Genomic DNA, 21,543 nt, shown 5'->3' on the forward strand with positions numbered 1-21,543 from the left:
TGCCCGCGCTCCCCGTCCCCCCTCACCGAGAGGCCCACATAATGCCGAGAGGCGCAGATATAGGCGGTCTCCGGGCGGGTATTTGCTGGGCCTGTCGAGATTTGCTGGGCCTGTCGGTGAGTTATACAAGAGCCCTTGTGTATGGCGCCCGCGGCGGTCACGATATATCGCATGCCACGGAAGATCGCCGCGGAGCGGCATACCGACTCCGCGCCACCGGACGACCGGACGGACCTGCCGGAGGGCGCCGCGCTCATCGACGCGCTGCTCGCACTGCACCACCCCGTACGGCGGCGCATCTACGAGATCCTCACCAACGACGGGCCGGCGACCGTCGGACAACTGGCCGACCGCCTCGGCATCGCCGTCGGTTCGGTGAGCCACCACCTGAAACCGATGCACCGCACCGGATTCATCGAGCCCGCCCCCGAGCTCGCACGCGACACTCGTGAGTCCTGGTGGCGCGGGAAGAACCGCCGGTTGTCCTGGAGCAACGAGGACTACGCGGACGGCAGCTTCGCCCGGCAGGTCGCCGACGCGGCCGAGCGGGCCAACCTCGAATACCTCAACGCCGCAACGGTGCAGTGGATGCGCACCCGCGACAGCCTGCCCGCCCCCTGGCGGGAGGGACTCGCCAGCGACAACTTCGTTCCGGCGACCGCGGCGCAGCTGGAGGACTTGAAGGAGCGTGTCGACGCGCTGACGACCGAGTGGACGCGCGAGGTGCGGGCGGATGCCGAGGCGCACCCGGACGCCGAGCGACGGGCGGTCCGCTTCATCGCGCGCGTCTTCCCCAGCGAGCCGGGTGCGGTATGACGACGCCGATGCTCGACCGGCCGGAGCTCATCGCGCCGGCACCCCCGCCGGTCCGCAAGGACCGGATGGTGCAGGCGTACGTGCTGGCAGTCATGGTGTCCGCGGCGGGCGACACGGTCTTCACGATCGGTCTGGCGTGGACCGCCGTGCACCTGTTCACACCCGGACTCGCCGGACTCGTCCTCGGCATCGAGATGCTGCCGCAGGCGCTGTGCACGCTGCTCGGCGGCGTGATCGCGGACCGCTTCGACACCCGACGGGTGATGATGCTCGGCGAGCTGGCCAGGGTGGTCGTGCTCGCCGCCGCGGTCCTGTGCTGGCAGAGCGGATTACACGTCGGCGCAGTCCTTTTCGGAGTGGCGATCTGTTTCGGCACGGTGAGCGGGCTCAGCGGGCCGGCCGGTGCGACGCTGGTCCGGCAGCTGGTGCGTGTCGAGGACCTGGTGACCGTCAGCGGCTGGACCCAGACCGGCTCGCGCCTGGCCCGGCTGCTCGGGGCACCCCTCGGAGCGGTCGTCATCCACTGGGGGTTCGGCTTCTCGATGCTGGCCGACGGGCTGACCTTCCTTCTCGTGCTGATCGTGCTGCGGCTGGTCGTGCGCACCCGCTTCCGGCTGCCGCGCGCACCGAAGGAGCCCGTACTGCGGTCGCTGCGATCCGGGTGGGACTACGTCCGGAACACCCCGGTGGCGCGGGTGTTCCTGCTCGGCCTGGCCGCGCTGAACGTCTTCGTCACGCCGGTCTTCGCGGTCGGAGTCGCTTTACGCGTTTCCCAATCTCATTGGGGATCGGGCTGGTTGGGGGCGTCCGAGGCGACGTTCGCCGTCGGTGCGATCATCGGGTCGGTCGCCGGTATCCGCTGGCAGGGTGACTTCCTGCCGCGGCGGTCGTTTCGGCTGCTCGTGCTCCAGGGCATCGGGCTCGCCGCAGTCGGCCTGCCGAGCCGTGTCGCGCTCGTGGGCGGGATGCTGCTCATCGGCTGCACCGCGGGTCTGGCGTCGGTCTGGCTCAGCGGCTCGTTCCAGCGGGTCATCGCACCCAGCCACCTCGGGCGGGTCTCCTCGGTCAGCCAGTTCGGCGACCTGGTGCTCACCCCGGCGACGACACCGCTGTTCGGGGTGCTCGCCGGTGCGTCGTCGGTGGTACTCGCGACGACCTGCTTCGGTATGGCGATGAGCGTCCTGTGCGTGGTCTTCGCGCTCAACCCGCGGATCAGCGGGCTGCGTTGAACAACCAGGGCGTGGTCACCTGCAGCGCCTCGGCGATGTCCTGCTGCAGGGTCGGCGCGTTCGGGATGCGTTGAGGTTCGCGGGTTTCCGGGTGCAGCACGCTGTTGCCGAGCGCGACATACAGGCTGCGTAGCGTGCGCATGGTGTTGGTGGCCGCCGCGGGGACCGGGCCGGGCTCACCCGTAGCGAACATCGCCGCGACAGGCTTGAGCAACGGCTCGAGGCCGGCCTCCGGGTTGCCGAGCAGTATGCCGACAACGGCCGCCGCCACCCGGTCGTCCTCCTGCTCACGCCAGACGAACTCGGTTGTCGCCGTGAGTCGTTCGGCCACCGCGGAGAGCAGCCGGTCGGCCGGTGCGAGGCGGGTGGCGCCGAGCGTGCCGACGGCGTCGGCACCGTGCGCGACGGCGTGGATCCAGCCGACCGTCGGGTCGTGACCGCGTAGATCGGACTCGGTCGGCCACCAGGCCAGTAGCGCGTCGGTCCACTCCGGCGGCCACTCGCCGTCCTCCGGCGCCGCCCAGGTGCTGGCGAGGACGGCGAAGATCAGTGGTGCGAACGACCGGGCGAACGGGTCGCGGTGGCCGAGTCGCTCGACCATGCGATCACCCAGCCACCGGCGCTGCCCGGTGCTCAGGCCGTCCTCGGTGATCACTGTCGCCAGACCGGTGAAGGCGTGGTCGTCCCGGATCGCCGGGTCCACGGCCGTGAGGCCGTCGACATACCGGTCGAGGGTCTCCTGGTCCATGTGCCCAGCATGCCGCACCGAGTGACTGCGATGGCGGGCGATCAGCGGGTGGCGTGCCGCAGCCGGACCGCGAGGTTCATGTGCCCGATAGCGACGGCGTCGAAGTCCAGGTCCGGGCGGGCGGCGAGGAACTCCCCGAACGCGCGATGCTCGTGCTGGCGCCACCCGTGGTAGCCGAAGTACTCGTCGAACACGACGATGGTGCCGGGCACGAAACGGTCGCCGACGGCGTCGAACACGGTCTTGGTGGAGCTGTAGAGGTCCGCGTCCAGGTGCACGAACCGGAAGGGCTCGGTGGTGACCGCTGCGAACGCGGGCACCGTCTCGTCGAACCAGCCGACGTGGAACTCGACGTTGGACACCGGCAACTCAGGGGGTTTGCCGCCGACGTCGAACGCGCCCGCCCCCTCGCGGCTTCCGGTCCATGCCTCGGGAAGCCCTTCGAACGAGTCGAATCCGTGCACGACCGCACTCTCGAAGTGATCAGCGAGCAGGGTGAGACTGGCGCCCTTGTGCACGCCGAACTCCGCGATCAGCCCGGGAAACGCCGGCGCTTCGCGTGCCGCGGCACGCAGTGCGTCCGGGTTGTGCTGGTGCACCTGGGCATACGTGAAGCGTTCGTCGCCGTGGATGTGGTCGACCGAGTCCTTGACGGCCGCCCGACGCAGACCCAATGCGGTCGAGGGCACGTCACGGGTCGTGCGCAACTGCTTCAGCACCTGCCGCAGGAGCTCGTCGGTGGAGCCGTCGGCCATGTTCTCTCCCAACCTTTCCCGCTCGTGAGAGCACGAACTCCCGGCAAAGTAGCCCGCCCGGGTGGACTCCGGGTGGACAGTCGGTGACGTTGTGTCGACATCCCGGTGAGACCCGCCCTGAGGTGGTCCCGCGCGGTGCGCAGTGGGGTAACGTCACCGGCGTTCACAGTGGTGCGTCACCGCCAATTCGAAGTGAAAGCAGCGAGATTCACGTGTTCTCCCAAGCCCCGTCGCCGGATCTGTCGGCGATCATCCCCATGTGCAACGCGGCACCGACGGTCGGGAAGGTCGTCGAATCGTTCCTGGACGTCCCGGGCCACCGAGTGGAGGTCGTCGTGGTCGACGACGGCTCGACCGACGACTCGGTCGCGGTCGTGCAGGCGCTCGCCCGGGACGAGGTGCGCCTCGTCCGGCTCGAGGGCAATCACGGGGCCGGCTACGCGCGCAACGTGGGCTTCGACCAGGCCCACGGGCGTCATGCGATCTTCTTCGATGCGGATGACGAGTTGCACCCCGAGGTGATCGCGGAAGCGGTCGATGCCCTGGACGCGACCGATGCAGATGTCGCGATGATGCCGTACACCTACCGCCGCGGCTGGACGTCGGACCACACCGGGATGAACGCGTTCGACGACGTGGTCTGGAAGCACTATCTGCGGGACGAGCGTCGCAGACTCGTCCGGCTGTCCGACGTGCCGCGGCTGCTGGGCTTCTCCAACTACCCCTGGAACAAGGTGTTGCGCACCGACCGATTCCGTCGAACCGGACTGCGGTTCAGCGAAACCCAGGTCCACAACGACATCCTGGGGCACTGGATGACCTTGCTCGACGCTCGCTCGATCCTGCTGCTGGACGATCCGGTCTGCACCCACATCGTCGGAGACGGCGGCGGCAACCTGTCCCACCGGATGGGCCGGGAGCGCCTGGCGCTGTTCGACGCGCTCGACGAGACGTACGACACGCTGGAGCGTCGCCCCGAGCTGCGCAACCGATATTCGCACCACTACTGGGATTTCGTGCTGCGGTCGTCCGCCTGGGCGCTGGATCGCCTCGCCCCTGAAGTGGTGGACGCCGGGAGGCAACGCCTGCAGCAGCATCTGCTGCGCATCAACCTCGCCGATTTCATGCGTATCCGGGAGCGACGGGACCCCTCGCTCGCCGACCGCATCGTCCGTCGCTCGCTCGTCTGATCGGAAGTACCCGCATGGCAACTGTCAGCATCGTCGTCACCTCGTACAACATCGAGTCCTACATCGAAGAATGCCTCGAAAGCGTTGCGGCGCAGACACTCCAGGACATCGAGGTGCTTGTCGTCGACGACGGGTCGAGCGATGGTACGCCCGACAAGATCCGCGAGTTCGCCTCCCGTGACGCACGATTCGTTCCAGTGCTGTTGCCGGAGAACAGCCCCGGCGGGGTCGCGACCGCCGCGAACGCGGGCCTGGACCGGGCCACCGGGCGCTGGGTCGGCTTCGTGGACGGCGACGACTACGTCGAACCGGACATGTTCGAGCGTCTCGTGCGGGCCACCGAGGCTGCTGGAACGGACCTGGCGATGTGCAAGTACCTCGAGGTCGATGACACGACCGGGCAGCAGAATGAGCCGGCCGACGCGCACCGGTGGGCCGCGCTCGACCGCTCCGGCTACGACCTCGACCCGACGACCCGGCAGCAGTTCCTGCGTTTCGTCGCCGTGCCGTGGCGCAAGCTCTACCGCCGGTCCTTCCTGGAGGCGGAGTCGATCCGCTTCCCGGTCGGCGACTACTTCTTCGAGGACAACCCGTTCCACTGGTTCGCCCTGGTGAGTGCACGGTCGATCGCGGTGGTGCCGACGGTCCTGGCGTACCACCGCGTTGCCCGGTCCGGGCAGACGATGGCGACGGCCGATGAGCGGCTGCTGCGCATCTTCGCGCACCACGACACGATCCGTGCGTGGCTGCACGAACGCGGAGTGCTGGAGATCCACCAGGTGACCCTGCTGGCCTGGGTCATCTCGCAGTTGGAGTGGATCTCGCGTCGGACGCCGGAGGCACTGCGCGACGAGCTGTATGACGCGGTGCGGCCGATCTTCGCGCAGTATCCCCTTGCGGTCGTCAACCGGTCCCTCGCCGAGGGACACAAGGGCGAGCAGACGCGGCGTCTGTGTCTGCTGATCGCCAGGGACAGCCGCGCCGGCTTCCGCCGGGTGCTCGCCGGCCGTCCCGCCACTGACAACAAGTTGCGTGTCGGCTGGCACCACCTGCGCAATTCCGGTGTGCGGCAGACGGCCACGATGACCGGCAAGTACGCGCGGGAGCAGTTGGCTGCCAATGCTCGGCTCCAGGCGGTGACCCGGATCGGCACCTCGAGGGCGAAGGTCAGCAACGCCGATCTGATGTTCGCGCTGGCGGTGGTGCAACAACGGTTGACCGACCTCGAGGAGGAGGTCGCCGGCCTGGCGGCGGCACCCGGCGGTGCCGCCGCCGGTGACGTCAGTCCTGCAGCAGCGCAGGAAGCGCCCGCCCTGCGCTGATCGCGGCGGTGAGCTCGTCGGCCGCGTGCAGCGCATCGGCGATGGTGACATCCATGTCGAGGTACCGGTAGGTGCCGAGCCGCCCGAGGAACGTGACACGCGGCGCACGCCCGGCCTCGTCGAGGTAGCGGTTCAGCAACGTCTTGTCCCGCGCCATCCGGATCGGGTAGTAGGGGATGTCATCGCCCTCCGCCAGCCGGGAGAACTCGCGGAAACACACGGTGTCCTCGTGCTCCTCCCACGGCGCGAAGTGCTTGTGCTCGGAGATGCGGGTGAACGGGACGTCGACGTCGCCGTAGTTCATCACCGCGCAGCCCTGGTAGTCGCCGGTGCCGCGGATCTCCTCGAAGTCCAGCGTCCGGTAGCCGAGCCGGCCGAACCGGTGGTCGAACCACGCATCGAGCGGGCCCGTCCAGATGGTGTGGTCGAAGCGGTCGTGCTCCGCCTCGGTGTATGGCGTGCTCAGTCGTACCTCGATCCCCGGGTGGTCCAGGATGGCTTCGACCAGCGCCGTGTAACCGTCCCGCGGGATCGCCTGGTGCGGGTGCGCGAAGTACGAGTCCTGGTAGTTGAACCGCAGCGGCAGCCGGCGCAACACCGATGCCGGGATTTCGGTCGGGTCCAATCCCCATTGTTTGCAGGTGTATCCGTGGAAGAACGCCTCGTAGAGCTTGCGCCCCATCATCTTCAGCGCCTGCTCCTCGAAGTTCTGCGGCTCGACGATCGTGCCGTCGGACTGCTCGCCGATGAACTCCTGTGCCTGCGCCGGGGTGAGCGCGGTGCCGAACAGCTGGTTGATCGTCAGCAGGTTGACCGGCAGCGAGTAGACCCGGCTGCCGACGGTGCTGAACACCCGGTGGTGGTAGGGCTGCATCGTGCCGAATCGGTTGACATAGCGCCATACCCGCTCGTTGCCGGTGTGGAAGATGTGCGGGCCGTAGCGGTGGATCATGATGCCGGTCGCGGCGTCCCGCTCGGTGTGGCAGTTGCCCGCGACGTGGCCGCGGGTGTCGTGGACGACCACTCGGTGCCCGGCCTCGGCCAGTTCGCGGGCGACAACGGCGCCCGAGAACCCGGCGCCGGCGATTCCGATCTGCATTTCGCTCCTGAAGTCGATTGTGTTTGTCCCGTTCACTTCGCGCTCCCGCAACGGTTACCGGGGGCGCCTAGCGTCCTGACCGTGATCGAAATGGGACGACAGTTGAGTCACAGTGGGCACAGCGTGCTGCGCGGGAATGAACGCCGGGAGAAGCTGCGGTGGTCGGTGGTTGTACCGGCGCATAACTGTGCGCACTTCCTCGGCGAGACGCTCGCCGAGGTGGTCGAGCAGCTCGGTGGCCGCGACGACGCGGAGATCATCGTCGTGGACGACGCGTCCACCGAGGACGTCGAGGCCGTGGTGCGTGCCGTCGGCGGCGGTGCGGTGCGTTACGAACGCAATGCCCGCAACCTGGGCGCGGTCGCGACCTTCAACCGCTGCATCGAGCTGTCACGTGGGGAGATCGTGCACATCCTGCACGGCGACGACCTCGTGCTGCCCGGCTTCTACGTCGCGATGGAGATGGCCCTGGAAGGCAGCCCCGCGCTGACCGCGATGTGCCGCACGCGGCACATCGACGGCGACGGGGCGACCCTGCACGAGACCCGCCGCTACCGGGAAGGGACCGGCATCTGGGAGGGCGCCTTCGACGCGTTCGCGGTGTCCAACCGGGTGCGTGCTCCCGGCATGGTCGTGCGACGTTCGGCATACGAGACCTTCGGCGGCTTCCGCACCGACCTGCCGCACGCCGCGGACTGGGAGCTGTGGACCCGGATGGCGTCGCACGGGCCGGTGATGTTCGTGGACGAGATCCTCGCCGGCTACCGCAAGCACGGCGGGTCCGACACGGCACACCGGATGGCGACCGGCGAGAACATCCGCGAGCGGGTCACCGCGATCGGTCTGATCAGTGGCCACGTCCCGCCGGCACAGCGCAGGTCGACGACGCGCAGGGCGCTGGTCTACTCCTTCGTGTATGCCGGGCGCAGCAGCGTCGAGATGGCGAAACAGCGCGAGTGGCGGGTGGCCGGAGCGCAGGCACGTGAAGCGGTGCGCTGCCTGCTGCGTGCGCCCGGTGGAGTGCCGTGCGACCCGATGACCGACGCCCACGGCGAGCACGCGTCCGTCATACGGTCCCGGGCAGGGCGATCCATGCGGGTTTGAGACACTGGGGCGACCGCTTCGGAAGTCCCCCAGGAGAAACCTGCCGTGTCCAACACACGCCCGCTGCACGAGCTGTCCGCCGACGAACTCGCTGTCTTCCGCAAGGAGCAGCAGGCGGCATACGACACGTTGAAGGCCGGGGGGCTCAAGCTCGATCTCACGCGTGGGAAGCCGTCGGCGGAGCAGCTCGACCTGTCCAACGGGCTGCTCGACCTGCCGACGACCTACCGGGACGCGGCCGGCACCGACACCCGCAACTACGGCGGCCTCTACGGCCTCACCGGGTTGCGGCAGATCTTCGCCGACGTGCTGCGGGTGGAGCCCGAGCAGGTCATCGCCGGCGGCAACTCCAGCCTCACGCTGATGAAGGACGTCCTGACCGACCTGTTGCTCTTCGGCGCCGTCGACTCGACCCGTCCCTGGGTCCAGGAGGAGAAGCGTCGCTTCATCTGCCCCGTCCCCGGCTACGACCGGCACTTCCTGCTCACCGAGACCCTCGGTTTCGAGCTGGTGACCGTTCCGATGCGCGAGGACGGCCCGGACGCCGACGCCATCGCGCAGCTGGTCGCCGACGACCCGACGATCAAGGGCATGTGGATGGTGCCCACCTACGCCAACCCCACCGGGGACGTGTGCAGCCAGGAGGTCGCCGCCAAGCTGGCGTCGATGCCGACCGCGGCGCCCGACTTCAAGATCCTGTGGGACAACGCGTATGCCGTGCACCACCTGACTCCGCAGGAGACCAAGAGCGCCGACATCCTGTCGCTGGCCGCCGCGTCCGGCAACCCGCACCGCCCGGTCATGTTCGCGTCGACCTCGAAGATCACCTTCGCGGGTGCCGGCGTCGCGTTCCTGGCGGCGTCCAAGGAACAGATCGAGTGGTTCGTGAAGTACCTGGGCGTCGGGTCGATCGGCCCGGACAAGGTCAACCAGTTGCGGCACATCGAGTTCTTCGGTGACGCCGAGGGTGTCCTGGCGCACATGGCCAAGCACCGCGAGATCCTGGCGCCGAAGTTCGCCGAGGTGCAGCGCATCCTGAGCGAGCAGCTCGGCGGCCTCGGTGTCGCGAAGTGGACCGACCCGATCGGCGGCTACTTCGTCAGCGTCGACGTCGTGCCCGGCACCGCCTCCCGGGTGGTGCAGCTGGCCAAGGAGGCCGGCATCGCCCTCACCGGGGCGGGCGCCGCCTTCCCGCACGGCAACGATCCGGACGACACCAACCTGCGGCTCGCCCCGTCGTTTCCCGTGCTGGAGGAGGTCACGGCAGCGATGGAGGCGGTGGCCACCTGCATCCTGCTGGCCGCGGCCGAGAAACTCGCGGGATAAGCGGATCGTCGCGGGGACGGCCGTCGATGAACGGGCCACGAGTGAGCGAACCCACTCCCGCGGGTTCGCGGGCGTATGGCAGAGTTCGCCCTGTGGATTTCCCGGCTGAAACGCCTGCGACACCGGTCTTCTTCGTGGCCGGTGGTACGGGGATTTCTGCGGAAACCCTCGGCAACATGATGCTGCAGCAGTTTCCCAGCGTCCGTTTCGTGCGCGAGAAGCTGCCGTTCATCAAGACGTCCGAGCAGGCGCACGACGCCGTTGCCCAGATGGACGCGGCCAAGACCGAGGTCGTCACCCCGCTGGTGTTCTCCACCGTCGCGGTGGAGGAGATCCGCGAGATCCTGTCCGGCACCCAGTGCGCCTTCATCGACCTGTTCGGGTCGCACCTGGACATGGTGGAGCGGGTGTTGCACGTCAACGCCGCGCACAACGCCAGCAGTGCCCACGGGGTGCGGGACGTCGGGGAGTACGACGCCCGGATGAAGGCCGTCGAGTTCGCGATCGAGCACGACGACGGCCAGAGCCTGCGCCAGCTCGAGCGTGCGGATCTGATCATCACCGCACCCTCGCGCTGCGGTAAGACACCCACCACGATGTACCTCGCGCTGCAGTACGGCCTGCGGGTGGCCAACTACCCGCTGGTCGAGGAGGACTTCGAGACCGGTGGACTGCCGCGGCCCATCGCGCCGTATGTCGACAAGTGCTACGGCCTGCTCTCGACCGCGCACCGCCTGAGCCAGGTCCGTTCCGAGCGGCGACCCGGGTCGTCCTACGCGACGCTGGCGCAGTGCACCTACGAATTGCGACGTGCCGAGGCGATGTTCCGCGCACACCGCATCCCTTACATCAACTCCGCTGCCATGTCGGTGGAGGAGATGGCTGCGACGATCATGCAGACCCTCAAACTGAGCGCCGGACGCACGACGCGCGCTGGAGCACGATGACGCGAGAGTCGCGTCATACGAAAGGAATCCCGACATGACGAACATCGAGTGGTTCGCCGATCTCGGCATGAACGACGTCGAGACCGTGGGTGGCAAGAACGCCTCGCTCGGTGAGATGGTGCAGCACCTGTCGAAGGCGGGGGTGAGTGTGCCGACCGGGTTCGCAACCACGGCGGACGCGTACCGGCGCTTCCTGAACGACACGGGGCTGAAGGACCAGATCGACACATTGCTCGACGGCCTGGATGTGGACGACGTGCAGGAGCTGGCCCGGGTCGGCGCCAAGATCCGTGGTGACATCGAGGAGCAGACCTTCCCGGCCGACCTCGAGGCCGACATCCGTGCGGCGTACGAGAAACTCACCGCCGAGCAGGGCGAGGACGCGACCTTCGCGGTGCGCTCCAGCGCGACCGCCGAGGACCTGCCGGACGCGTCGTTCGCCGGCCAGCAGGAGACCTTCCTGAACATCAGCGGCATCGACAACGTGCTGCACGCCATCAAGCTCGTCTTCGCCTCGCTCTACAACGACCGGGCGATCGCCTACCGGGTGCACGCGGGCTACGACCACTCGCTGGTCGCGCTGTCCGCCGGTGTCCAGCGGATGGTGCGCTCGGACATCGGCTCGTCCGGCGTGATGTTCACCATGGACACCGAATCCGGTTTCCGCGACGCGGTTTTCGTCACCTCCAGCTACGGCCTGGGTGAGGCCGTCGTGCAGGGCGCGGTCAACCCGGACGAGTTCTACGTCTACAAGCCGGCGCTCAAGGCCGGTCGTCCCGCGATCCTCAAGCGTGGCGTCGGGTCCAAGGCGACCAAGATGGTCTACACCGGTGACTCGACAGTGGGGGAGACCATCCACTTCGTGCCCGTCGAGCCGGAGGACCAGGCCCGCCTGTCGCTGACCGACGACGAGGTCACCGAGCTGGCCACGCACGCGCTCGCCATCGAGGAGCACTACGGCCGCCCGATGGACATCGAGTGGGGCAAGGACGGGGTCGACGGCAAGCTCTACATCCTGCAGGCCCGCCCGGAGACGGTGCAGTCGCGGGCCAACACCTCGACCCTGCAGCGGTTCGTCCTCAAGGAGCGCGGCCCGATCGTCGTCGAGGGCCGCGCGATCGGTCAGAAGATCGGCGCGGGCGCGGTCCGCACCCTCACCTCGATCGACGCGATGCACGAGTTCCAGCCCGGTGAGGTGCTGGTCGCCGACATGACCGACCCCGACTGGGAGCCGATCATGAAACGGGCGTCGGCCATCGTCACCAACCGCGGCGGCCGCACCTGCCACGCGGCGATCATCGCGCGTGAGCTCGGCATACCGGCCGTGGTCGGCACCGGCTCGGCGACGACGGACCTGGCCGACGGGCAGCAGGTCACGGTGTCCTGCGCCGAGGGCGACACGGGGTTCGTGTACGAGGGCGCCCGCGAGTTCGACGTCAACGAGACCGCGCTGGACGAGATGCCCGACCTGCCCGTCAAGATCATGATGAACGTCGGCACACCGGACCAGGCGTTCGAGTTCAGCCGGCTGCCCAACAAGGGGATCGGCCTGGCCCGGCTGGAGTTCATCATCAACCGGCAGATCGGCATCCACCCGCGCGCGTTGCTGGAGCTGGACGACCAGGACCCGGACCTGCAGGAGCACATCCGCGCACTGATCGCGGCATACGACAGCCCCCGGGAGTTCTTCGTCAAGCGTGTCGCCGAGGGTGTCTCGACGCTCGCCGCGGCGTTCGCACCGGAACCGGTCATCGTGCGCATGTCGGACTTCAAGTCCAACGAGTACGCCGGGATGCTCGGCGGCGACCGCTACGAGCCGCACGAGGAGAACCCGATGATCGGGTACCGCGGCGCATCCCGTTACCTGTCCAAGGATTTCGAGGACTGCTTCGCGATGGAGTGTGAGGCGCTGCGGTACGTCCGCGAGGACATGGGGCTGACCAACGTGAAGGTGATGATCCCCTTCGTGCGCACCCTCGAAGAGGCCGAAGGTGTCATAGCGCTGCTCGCCAAGCACGGCCTGAAGCGCGGTGAGAACGACCTGCAGGTCGTCATGATGTGCGAGGTGCCGTCCAACGCCGTCATCGCGGACAAGTTCCTCGACCACTTCGACGGCTTCTCGATCGGCTCCAACGACATGACGCAGCTGACACTGGGCCTGGACCGTGACTCCGGGCTGGTCGCGGCCGGTTTCGACGAGCGCAACCCGGCGGTCAAGGCGATGCTCGAGATGGCGATCAAGGCGTGCCGCGACCGCGGCAAGTACGTCGGCATCTGCGGCCAGGGCCCCTCGGACCACCCGGACCTCGCCGAGTGGCTGCTGGACCAGGGCATCGAGTCCATGTCGCTCAACCCCGACACCGTCGTCGAGACCTGGCTGCGGCTGGCGAAGCACGGTGCGGAAGCCGGCGCCTGACGCCTGAGCCCTGAGCCCGCCGAAGGCGCCCGTCCCGGTCTCGGGAGGGGCGCCTTCGCGTTGGTGCGACGGGCTGCGGCGCGGCGGGATGTCGCGGTGCTGGCCGGTGTCCCGAAGTGCCGACGGTCGGTGGTAGGGGACGCGGTATGGCGGGGTTGGTGTCCCGAAGTGCCGACGGTCGGTGGCGCGGGACGGGTATGGCGGTGCCGGCGTCCCGAAGTGCCGACGGTCGGCGGCTCGGGACGGGTGCGGCGGAATTCGCGTCCCGAAGTGCCGACGGTCGGTGGTAGGGGACGGGGTTTGGCGGTGCTGGTGTCCCGAAGTGCCGACGGTCGGTGGTAGGGGACGGGATGCCGCGGTGCCGGTGTCCCGAAGTGCCGACGGTCGGTGGCTCGGGACGTGATGCCGCGGTGCCGGTGTCCCGAAGTGCCGACGGTCGGTGGCTCGGGACGTGATGCCGCGGTGCTGGCGTCCCGAAGTGCCGACGGTCGGTGGCCCGGGACGCGATGCCGCGGTGTTGGCGTCCCGAAGTGCCGACGGTCGGTGGTACGGGACGGCACTCCGCACGAGGTCTCGTCATACGACCTGACGTCTCGGCATGCGGCCGCGGAGGGTTAAGTTCGACAGATGGCCGCGCTCGACGAATCACCACCGGCGAGCGCAGCCGAACGCCCACTGGATGGCACTGCCGCCCTGATGGCGGCGCTCGGCATCATGCTGGTCGCGGCGAACCTGCGGCCCGCGGTCGTCTCCGTCTCACCGCTGATCGACACCATCTCCGACAGCTTCGGCTTCAGCAGTTCGACGGCGGGCCTGCTGACCACGCTGCCGGTGCTGTTCTTCGGGATCGCCGCGCCGGTGGCTCCACGGCTGGCACACCGCTTCGGCATCGAGCGCACCATCTTCGCCTCCCTCGCGGTGCTCGTGGCGGGGATCGCGCTGCGGCTCGTGCCGTCGGCGGGCGCCCTCTTCGGCGGATCGGTGCTGATCGGGGCGGGCATCGGGGTCTGCAACGTGGTGCTGCCGGCGCTGATCAAGCGCGACTTCGCCCACCGCTCCGGCCTGATGACCGGGCTCTACTCGATGACGTTGTCCGGCGGCGCCGCCGTCGCGGCCGGGCTGACCGTGCCGATCGACCACGCGCTCGGCGGGGACTGGCGGCTGACCCTGGCCGCCTGGGGTCTGCTCGTCGTGGTCTCGATGGTGCAGTGGCTGCCGCAGTTGCGGCGGGTGCACACGGTGGACGCGACCAAGCCGTCCAGCGCCGTCTGGCGGGACCGCACGGCCTGGGCCATCACGATCTACATGGGCTGCCAGTCGCTGATCTTCTACACCTTCGGCGCATGGCTGCCGAAGTTCCTGACCGACGAACGGGGTATGTCGACCGGCGCCGCGGGTGCCGTCCTCGCCATCGGCCAGACCGTCGGCCTGAGCTGCTCGCTGCTCGCGCCGATCGTGGCGGGACGTTTCGCCGGCCAGCGTGCGATCACGTTGGGGTCGCTCGGTTTCAGCATGCTCGGCTTCGTCGGCCTGCTGACCGTCCACGGCTGGTCGGCGCTGTGGGCCGGGATCATCATGATCGGGCCAGGGTGCGGCATCGGGCTCGCGCTGCTGTTCATGGTGCTGCGCAGCAACTCCGCGGCCCAGGCCGGTCAGGTCTCCGGTATGTCGCAGGCCGTGGGCTACGTACTCGCAGCCGCCGGGCCCATCCTGATCGGAGCGGTGCACGACAGCACCGGCTCCTGGACGATCGCGATGTCCGTCCTGGCGTGTGCCGCCATACCGCAGGGGATCGCGGCACTGCGCGCGGCCAGGGCGGGCCGTATGACGCCCGACCCGACCTGACCCGGCAAGCGCGATCAAGTCCCTCGGCGCCGTGGTGCGGCATGCTCATCCCATGAGCAGCACAGCGACCCAGGCCGACGTCTTCGGGCGGTATGTCGGTGTGCTCGCGGAGACCCTCGACGACCACGAGACGTCACCCGCGCAGCTGGCGCAACGGCTCTACACCTCGCGGTTCCACCTGGACCGCATCGTCTCGGCGGTCGGTGGGGAGTCGCCCGGGGCGCTGCGCCGGCGACTGTTGCTGGAACGAGCGGCGTACCGGCTCATCACGACCCGGTCGCGGATCCTGGACGTCGGCGTCGAGGCCGGCTACGGATCACACGAAGCGTTCACGCGTGCCTTCGCGCGTCATTTCAACGTCACACCACGCGAATTCCGCTGCCAACCGACAGGTTTCAAGATCCCGGCGGACAACGGCGTTCATTTTCAACCACCCGGCGGGCTACGGCTGCCGGGACGAGGAGGCGTCAGCGCCATGGAACTACTCACCAAGATGATCGACCACCACATCTGGCTGACCGGCGAATTCGTCGAACGCGCAAGTCGATTGACCGACGAGCAGCTGGACGAGCGGATCGACTACGGCCTGGACGACGACCCCGACGAGATGACCCTGCGCCGGTTGCTGTCCCGGCTCGTCGGGCAGATGGGCATGTGGAACGCCGCGCTCGCAGACCGCGAATACGACTGGGACATCGAGCAGCACGAGACGGTCACCTCGTTGCGGTCCCGCCTCGCCGAGGAGGGACCGCGCTTCGCCGACAACGTCCGGCACGCGATCGAGCACGACGAACTCGACGACACCTTCGTGGATGCGACGTGTGAGCAGGCGGAGGTCTTCACGTACGGCGGGATGATCGCCCACGTGCTGACCTTCGCCGCGCACCGGCGCACCCTGGTCGCGCTCGCGCTCGACAAGCACGGCATCACCGATCTCGGCTGGGGCGACCCGATGCGCTGGGTCGCCGAACGCGCTTGAACGACGGGGGTTCTCACGGCAGGGCAGCGGGCGCGGCGCCGCTCAGCCGGAGTGCCGCCGCGCGCCAGCCGGTCGGGTCCGGGCCGTCCGGGATCATCAGCAACGAGTACCAGAGGACGAGAACGCGCCACCAGTGGGTTTCGACCCCGTCCAGCGGCCGTTCCGAGCAGTAGCCCTCGAGCAGGGCGGTGTGCACGTCGGTGCCCACCGGACCCCAGTCCCGGAAACGGGTGCCGAGCAGGACGGCGGAGCGCGCCAGTTCGACGACCGGCCGATCCCAGCGCATCTCCTCGAAGTCGAGGACCGCCGCGACGCCGGACTCGGCACACAGGACGTTGGCCGACCGGATGTCGCCGTGCACCAGCTGGCCGGGAAGCGTCATCCCGGGAGCCGACGACAGCAGGCGTCGCAGCACGTCGCACGCCGGGTCGGGAAGATGGCCGGGTGCGTCCGCCAGCCAGCCCGCGATGGAGGTGCCCGGTGTTTTCGGGTGCGGCACCAGATCCGCCACCCGACCTGCGTCCGGGTAGGCCGCGAGCGCACGGTGCAGCCGTGCCAGGACGGCGCCGGCGGCCCGGAGCTGCGCGGGATCGGCGGTGTCCAGCAGGTCCCCGTCGATCCGTCGTTGCAACCCGATCGAGGTGCCGTCGAGCTCCACCTGGAGCCGGCCGTCCACAGCGGCGACCGGTGCCGAGACCGGAAGTCGCTGCCTCTCGAGCCACGACGTGAGCGTGGCGAGTGCGCTGAGGCGTGGGAAGACGTCGGATGCGACCGACCACTTCGCGATCAGCGGGCCGAGCGGTGTCCGGAGCGCGGCGAGCGCGTTCCGGGAGCTCATCGTGATGCGCTCGCACGCTTCGACCCGGACGCCCCAGTGCCTCTCGACCGACCGGGCGACCCAGTCCCCGGCCGCGGCGGCATCGGGGAAACCGAACCGGTCCCGTAGCTGGACCGCGGGGTCGTGCTGCTCCCACAGCATGGTCAGGTGCGGTGTTCGGGTCATGGGCCACCGACCGCGCTGCAGCGCGGTCCTACTCCTCCGAGATCGTCATCGAGGCGAGCCGCTGCCCGGCCAGTGCGATGCCGACGGCGAAGGCCACGACGGCGCCGAGCACGGCATACAGCAACGGCACCCCGGGTTTGCCGTCACCGAGGGCGGTCGCCAGATGTTGTATGACGGCGGTGCCCCACGCCCGTGCGGACAGCCATTTCACCGGCGACAGCAGCGACGAGATCGTCGACTCCCAGAGCAGCCAGAACAGCAGGCAGCCGACGATGCTGCGTTTCATGGTGGTGGCGAGCACGGTGAAGATGCCGACGTAGGCGACGGTCGAGACGACCCCGCCCGCGAACGCCGCGACGGCGACGTGCGAGGAGCCGCCGACCAGCAGGAACCCGGCGAGCAACATCGGCACGGCCGCGAAGACGATGCCCGCTGCCAGCACGACCACGGCCTTGCTGGAGATGATGGTCAGCCGGGAGACGGGCTTGGTCAGCAGGTAGATGATCGAGCCGTCGTCGAACTCCGAGTTGATCAGTGTCGTGGTTGCGACGAGCGCGACCACGGGTACGACGATCCCGATGCCGAACACCCGCAGGAAGCCCTCGGCGCCCGAGTCGTCCATGGTGCCCTCCGACGTGGCGCGGATGAGGGTCGCGAGCGCGAGCATGATCACCGGCATCGCGATCATCAGCCAGACGCGGGCACGCCCGAAGAGGGAGCGCATCCCGAGGCGCAGGATGGCGCTGTTCATTGCGGTGCCCCCGCGAGGTGTCGGAGCGGATGTCTCATGAGTTCACCAGGTAGCTGAAGACGCTCTCCAGCGATTCGTCGGTCGGGGTGAGTTCGAAGATGCGTATGCCGCCCGCCCGGGCGACCTTCGGCACCAGGACCGCGAACGCACCGAAGTCGTCGGCCTCGACCTCGAGCGCGGTGCCGCCACGCATCCGGGCGCCGCGCACCGACGGGTCCGCCAGCAGCAGCGTCGCGAGCTTGCGGTCGTCGGAGCTGCGCACGAGGTACTGGTTGGGCCGGTCGGTCATCAGCCGGCGGATCGCCGCGAAGTCGCCGCTGGCCGCGTGCCGCCCGGCGACCACGACCTCGACCTGCCGGGCGACCTGCTCGACCTCCTCCAGGATGTGCGAGCTGAACACGATGGTGCGCCCCTGCTCGGCGAACTGGGTGAGCAGGCCCATCATGTGCCGCCGCTGGATCGGGTCCATGCCGTTGAACGGTTCGTCGAGCAGCAGCACCTCCGGGTTGTGCACCAGCGCCGACGCCACCTTGATGCGCTGCTTCATGCCCTTGCTGTAGGTCGAGATCTTGCGGTCGGCGGCGTCGCTCATCTCGACCAGGTCGATCGCGAACCGGGTCGCCTTGTCGGGCTCGGCCACCCGCTGCAGGTCGGCGTTGAGCCGCACGAACTGGGTGCCGGTCAGGAAGTCGTAGAGCGACTCCTGCACCGGGACCAGCCCGATCCGTTGGTAGATCGCGATGTTGCCGCGGGTCGGCTGACCGTCGATGGTGACGGTGCCGCTGGACGGTGGCAGCAGCCCGGCCATCATCGACAGCAGGGTGGACTTGCCGGCGCCGTTGGGTCCGAGCAGGCCGGTGATGCCGGGTCCGATGTGCATGTTGACGTCGTTGACCGCGACGACGTTGCCGTACCACCGGGACACGTCGGTGAGCACCAGGTCGCTCATATTGATGCCGCCTTCCGGGTGCGGTGGAGCAGCACGTATGCCGAGCCGAGCAGCCAGCAGAGCGCGGCGATCCCGAAGCCGAGGGTCCAGCCGCCGGCCGGGTGCGGCATCGAGTCGGACGGGGTGGGCTGGTGGAAGGCGCCGCTGACGAACTCCGCGACCACGGTGAACGGGTTGAACAGGGCGCCGATGAAGCTGAGCGTCCGGTTGTCGGAGTCGTATGCCGTGCCCTGCACGGCGGTCACGATGCCCGAGGTCAGCATCAGTGCGACGATCACGGCGGTGACGGCGAGCCCGGACCGGGTGGTGATCGCCGAGACCATGCCGGAGAACGTCGCCAGCAGCAGTGCCAGGATCGCGACGCCGACGATCGCGGCGAGGTAGTTGCGGGTGTGTTCGCCGTGGTCGACGTCGGCGCTCATCGCCGCGGCATACCAGACGGTCAGCGGCACGGCGACGACCGCGAAGAGGGCGGTGGTGAGCGCGGCGAGGCGCATCAGGATGTAGGCGGTCCGCGACAGGGGCCGCGCGAAGTAGAGGACGACGGTCCGGTAGCGCAGGTCGCGCGCGAACAGCACCGGTGCCTGCGCCGCCGCGAAGATCGTGATGAGCAGCTGCGTCCAGTAGGGGAAGCCGAAGTAGTTGGCCAGCGGCGCGAACAGGTCGGCCTGGCTGGACAGGGACATCTTGTTCAGCTGCAGCAGCAGCCCGGCCAGCACCAGGGCCGGCACCATCAGCAGGGCGGCGACCAGCCAGGGCATCACCTTCGACTTGCCGGACCGGCCGAGGCCGAAACAGTGCCGCAGCGACAGGATGTAGAGCGACCAGGCGACCGCGCCGGTGCTCTGTCGCTTGCCGGTGAACGGCTGGTAGCCGATGTCGTGTATGACGCCACGCCGGGCCGGCGAGCTGGCGGGTTCGCTCATACCTGCGGGCCCCCTCCCTGCGCGAAGACTTCCTCCAGGCTGTGGTGCACCTCTTGTAGCCGCACCAGGCCGAGGCCCTCGTCGGCGACCAGGTCGCGGATCAGGTCCAGCGTCTCCGGGCGCTCCACCTGTACCTCGATGCGGTCGCCCACCGGCCAGGCGTGCACGCCACGGTCGAGCAACGCCTGGCCGATCCGGCGGTCGCTGCCGGGCGGTCCGAGCACCTCGACCAGCACGTTGCCGGTGGTGTGTGTCAGGTCCTGGGTGCGTTCGGCGCGCAGCAGCCGGCCGGCGTTGATCACGATCACGTGGTCGACGGTGCGTTCGAGCTCACCGAGCAGGTGGCTGGTGACCATGACGGAGATGCCGAAGTCGTGCCCGATGCGGCCGATCAGCTCCAGCATGTCGTCGCGGGCCCGGGGGTCGAGGCCGTTGGTGGGCTCGTCGAGCAGCACCAGGTGCGGGCTGTGCACGATCGCCTGCGCGAGCTTGGCGCGCTGCTTCATACCCGTCGAGTAGCCGCCCATCGGCCGGTGCCGCTCCTCGGCCAGGCCGACATGGCGCAGCACGTCGGAGGTGCGTTCGCGGGCCGCGTTGCGCGGCAGCCCGGACATCATCGCCATGTGCATGACGAAGTCGGCGGCCGAGACGTCACCGGGCAGTACGTCGTGCTCCGGCATGTAGCCCAGCAGTGCCCGGACCTCGGCGCCCTGGACGGTGGGGTCCATGCCGAGCACCCGGACGGTGCCGCCGGTCGGGTGCAGCAGGCCGAGCAGCACCTTGATCAGCGTGGACTTGCCGGCGCCGTTGACCCCGACGACGCCGGTGATGCCCTCCGGGACACTGAGCGTGAGGTCGTCGAGCGCCCGGACGCGGGGGTACTGCATCGTCAGACCCTGCGTGTCGGCGACCCCCATGTTGGGAGCCTAACCGGGCGCCCGCCGTCTGGGCGCCAGACTTGCCGGAACGGGACCACGGCCCTGTGGGGTCACCGTGCGGCGAACCCGGTCGCCGGTCAGACCCTGGCCTCGAAGACCAGGTTGAACGGTGTCTCGCCGATCCTGCGGAACCGGGTGAACCCGGCGTCGGTGCAGACCTGCCGGATGGCCCGCTCACCGGCCTGTGCGCCCAGCGCGTACCCGCCCGGCTGGGACATCGCGTTGGGAACGCACAGCAGGGTCGAGAAGCTGTAGTAGACCCGCCCGACCGGGTTGAGGTTCTCCGCGACGGAGTCGCCCGCGGCGGGTTCCACGATCAGCCACGCGCCCTCGGGGTTGAGGGTGGAGTTGATGTGCCGGGCGGCACCGACCGGGTCGCCCATGTCGTGCAGGCAGTCGAAGGTGGTGACGAGCGTGTAACCGGTGCCGGAGAACGACTGGGCGCCGGCCACCTCGAAGGAGACCCGGTCGCTCACTCCGGCCTCGGCGGCCCGTTTGCTCGCGGCCGCCACCGAGCCGTCGTGGTAGTCCGACCCGGCGAACGTCGAGCGCGGGTACGCCTGCGCCATGAGCACCGTGCTGGCGCCGTGGCCGCAGCCGACATCGGCCACGCGGGCGCCCGCGTTGAGGGTGGTCTCGACCCCGTCCAGGGCCGGGATCCACTCCGTGGTCAGGTGGGCCAGGTAGCCGGGCCGGAAGAACTTCTCGCAGCCGGTGAAGACCTGGGTGTCCTGCTCGTGCCAGCCGAGGCCGGCACCGGTCACGAATGCCTCCTGCATGCGGGGCAGCGCCTCGAGCGTCCCCAGCGCCAGTTCGAAGGCGCCCGGCAGGTACAGCGGGCCGTCGGGGTCGGTCAGGGCGAACGCCTTCTCCTCGGTCATGGAGTAGCGGTCGGCCGTGGCGTCATACTCCACGTACCCGCCGGCCGCCTGGCCGCGCAGCCACTCGGTGACGTAACGCGCGTTGGTGCCGGTGCGGTCGGCGAGTTCCGGGCCGGTGGCGGGCCCCTGGGCGAGAGCTCGGTAGAGGCCGAGCCGGTCGCCGAGGACGATGCTGCCGGCGGCGACCGTCGCTCCCAGGTCGCCGGCGAACCGGCCGACGAATTCCATCAATTTGTCGTTGTCGATGCTCATGGCGGATTCCTTGTCGCAGGTGGATGCTGGTGGACGGAGCATCGCCCGGCGCGATTGCAAGCAGATT

General features: G+C 69.0%; 19 protein-coding genes. 10 read left to right on the forward strand and 9 right to left on the reverse strand.

Features of this window, described 5'->3' with window-relative positions; genetic code table 11:
- Positions 1–171: 171 nt before the first annotated feature.
- Positions 172–816, forward strand: coding sequence for a winged helix-turn-helix domain-containing protein (locus FHU39_RS21195; protein WP_183322739.1), 645 nt, complete (start codon positions 172–174; stop codon positions 814–816).
- On the forward strand, positions 813–2,045 hold the full coding sequence (locus FHU39_RS21200) for an MFS transporter (protein ID WP_183322740.1): 1,233 nt from the start codon (positions 813–815) through the stop codon (positions 2,043–2,045). The genes FHU39_RS21195 and FHU39_RS21200 overlap by 4 nt, the downstream gene beginning before the upstream one ends.
- On the opposite strand, the gene FHU39_RS21205 is transcribed toward FHU39_RS21200, so the two are convergent.
- Both FHU39_RS21205 and FHU39_RS21210 read right to left on the reverse strand, forming a co-directional pair.
- Entirely contained in the window at positions 2,029–2,793 is a 765-nt protein-coding gene (locus FHU39_RS21205) for a DUF2785 domain-containing protein (protein ID WP_183322741.1), read from the reverse strand. The two genes, FHU39_RS21200 and FHU39_RS21205, sit on opposite strands and share 17 nt — an antisense overlap.
- A 41-nt stretch (positions 2,794–2,834) precedes the next feature.
- A complete protein-coding gene (locus FHU39_RS21210) occupies positions 2,835–3,548 on the reverse strand; it encodes a class I SAM-dependent methyltransferase (protein ID WP_183322742.1) in 714 nt (237 codons plus the stop codon).
- Between the two features lie 212 nt (positions 3,549–3,760).
- On the opposite strand from FHU39_RS21210, the gene FHU39_RS21215 reads away from it, so the two are divergent.
- Together FHU39_RS21215 and FHU39_RS21220 are read left to right on the forward strand one after the other, a co-directional pair.
- Positions 3,761–4,738 carry a glycosyltransferase gene (locus FHU39_RS21215; protein ID WP_183322743.1) on the forward strand — a complete coding sequence of 326 codons (978 nt, stop codon included), beginning with the start codon at positions 3,761–3,763 and terminating at the stop codon, positions 4,736–4,738.
- A gap of 14 nt (positions 4,739–4,752) precedes the next feature.
- Positions 4,753–6,060 (forward strand): glycosyltransferase family 2 protein, encoded by a 1,308-nt coding sequence (locus FHU39_RS21220; protein WP_183322744.1) that lies wholly within the window; start codon positions 4,753–4,755, stop codon positions 6,058–6,060.
- Here the strand turns inward: FHU39_RS21220 and glf are convergent.
- Positions 6,020–7,159, reverse strand: coding sequence for a UDP-galactopyranose mutase (gene glf, locus FHU39_RS21225; RefSeq protein WP_183322745.1), 1,140 nt, complete (start codon positions 7,157–7,159; stop codon positions 6,020–6,022). The two genes, FHU39_RS21220 and glf, sit on opposite strands and share 41 nt — an antisense overlap.
- Positions 7,160–7,249: 90 nt before the next feature.
- Here glf and FHU39_RS21230 point away from each other — a divergent pair, with 90 nt between their 5' ends.
- The 6 genes from FHU39_RS21230 to FHU39_RS21255 all read left to right on the forward strand — a co-directional run bounded on the left by FHU39_RS21230 (position 7,250) and on the right by FHU39_RS21255 (position 15,776).
- The gene (locus tag FHU39_RS21230) at positions 7,250–8,263 is read left to right on the forward strand and encodes a glycosyltransferase (RefSeq protein ID WP_183322746.1); all 1,014 of its coding nucleotides are present in this window, start codon (positions 7,250–7,252) and stop codon (positions 8,261–8,263) included.
- A gap of 45 nt (positions 8,264–8,308) precedes the next feature.
- On the forward strand, positions 8,309–9,589 hold the full coding sequence (locus FHU39_RS21235; protein WP_183322747.1) for an aspartate aminotransferase type Ic: 1,281 nt from the start codon (positions 8,309–8,311) through the stop codon (positions 9,587–9,589).
- 92 nt (positions 9,590–9,681) lie between these two features.
- Positions 9,682–10,536, forward strand: a complete 855-nt coding sequence (locus FHU39_RS21240; RefSeq protein WP_343066051.1) for a pyruvate, water dikinase regulatory protein — start codon at positions 9,682–9,684, stop codon at positions 10,534–10,536.
- Between the two features lie 34 nt (positions 10,537–10,570).
- The gene (ppsA, locus tag FHU39_RS21245) at positions 10,571–12,952 is read left to right on the forward strand and encodes a phosphoenolpyruvate synthase (protein WP_183322749.1); all 2,382 of its coding nucleotides are present in this window, start codon (positions 10,571–10,573) and stop codon (positions 12,950–12,952) included.
- 627 nt (positions 12,953–13,579) lie between these two features.
- The gene (locus FHU39_RS21250; protein WP_183322750.1) at positions 13,580–14,797 is read left to right on the forward strand and encodes a CynX/NimT family MFS transporter; all 1,218 of its coding nucleotides are present in this window, start codon (positions 13,580–13,582) and stop codon (positions 14,795–14,797) included.
- A gap of 52 nt (positions 14,798–14,849) precedes the next feature.
- Positions 14,850–15,776, forward strand: coding sequence for a helix-turn-helix transcriptional regulator (locus FHU39_RS21255; protein ID WP_183322751.1), 927 nt, complete (start codon positions 14,850–14,852; stop codon positions 15,774–15,776).
- Between the two features lie 13 nt (positions 15,777–15,789).
- On the opposite strand, the gene FHU39_RS21260 is transcribed toward FHU39_RS21255, so the two are convergent.
- From FHU39_RS21260 to FHU39_RS21285, 6 genes are all read right to left on the reverse strand, one after another.
- Positions 15,790–16,779, reverse strand: coding sequence for a phosphotransferase enzyme family protein (locus tag FHU39_RS21260; RefSeq protein WP_183322752.1), 990 nt, complete (start codon positions 16,777–16,779; stop codon positions 15,790–15,792).
- Between the two features lie 28 nt (positions 16,780–16,807).
- Entirely contained in the window at positions 16,808–17,530 is a 723-nt protein-coding gene (locus FHU39_RS21265) for an ABC transporter permease (protein WP_183322753.1), read from the reverse strand.
- 34 nt (positions 17,531–17,564) lie between these two features.
- Positions 17,565–18,479: an ABC transporter ATP-binding protein gene (locus FHU39_RS21270; protein WP_183322754.1), complete on the reverse strand. Its 915-nt coding sequence runs from the start codon at positions 18,477–18,479 to the stop codon at positions 17,565–17,567.
- The gene (locus FHU39_RS21275; RefSeq protein WP_183322755.1) at positions 18,476–19,405 is read right to left on the reverse strand and encodes an ABC transporter permease; all 930 of its coding nucleotides are present in this window, start codon (positions 19,403–19,405) and stop codon (positions 18,476–18,478) included. Before FHU39_RS21275 ends, FHU39_RS21270 begins: the two co-directional genes overlap by 4 nt.
- Positions 19,402–20,322: an ABC transporter ATP-binding protein gene (locus FHU39_RS21280; RefSeq protein ID WP_183322756.1), complete on the reverse strand. Its 921-nt coding sequence runs from the start codon at positions 20,320–20,322 to the stop codon at positions 19,402–19,404. Before FHU39_RS21280 ends, FHU39_RS21275 begins: the two co-directional genes overlap by 4 nt.
- 98 nt (positions 20,323–20,420) lie before the next feature.
- On the reverse strand, positions 20,421–21,476 hold the full coding sequence (locus FHU39_RS21285) for a class I SAM-dependent methyltransferase (protein ID WP_183322757.1): 1,056 nt from the start codon (positions 21,474–21,476) through the stop codon (positions 20,421–20,423).
- Positions 21,477–21,543: the final 67 nt, after the last annotated feature.

The organism is Flexivirga oryzae, assembly GCF_014190805.1.
Classification (GTDB): Bacteria; Actinomycetota; Actinomycetes; order Actinomycetales; family Dermatophilaceae; genus Flexivirga; species Flexivirga oryzae.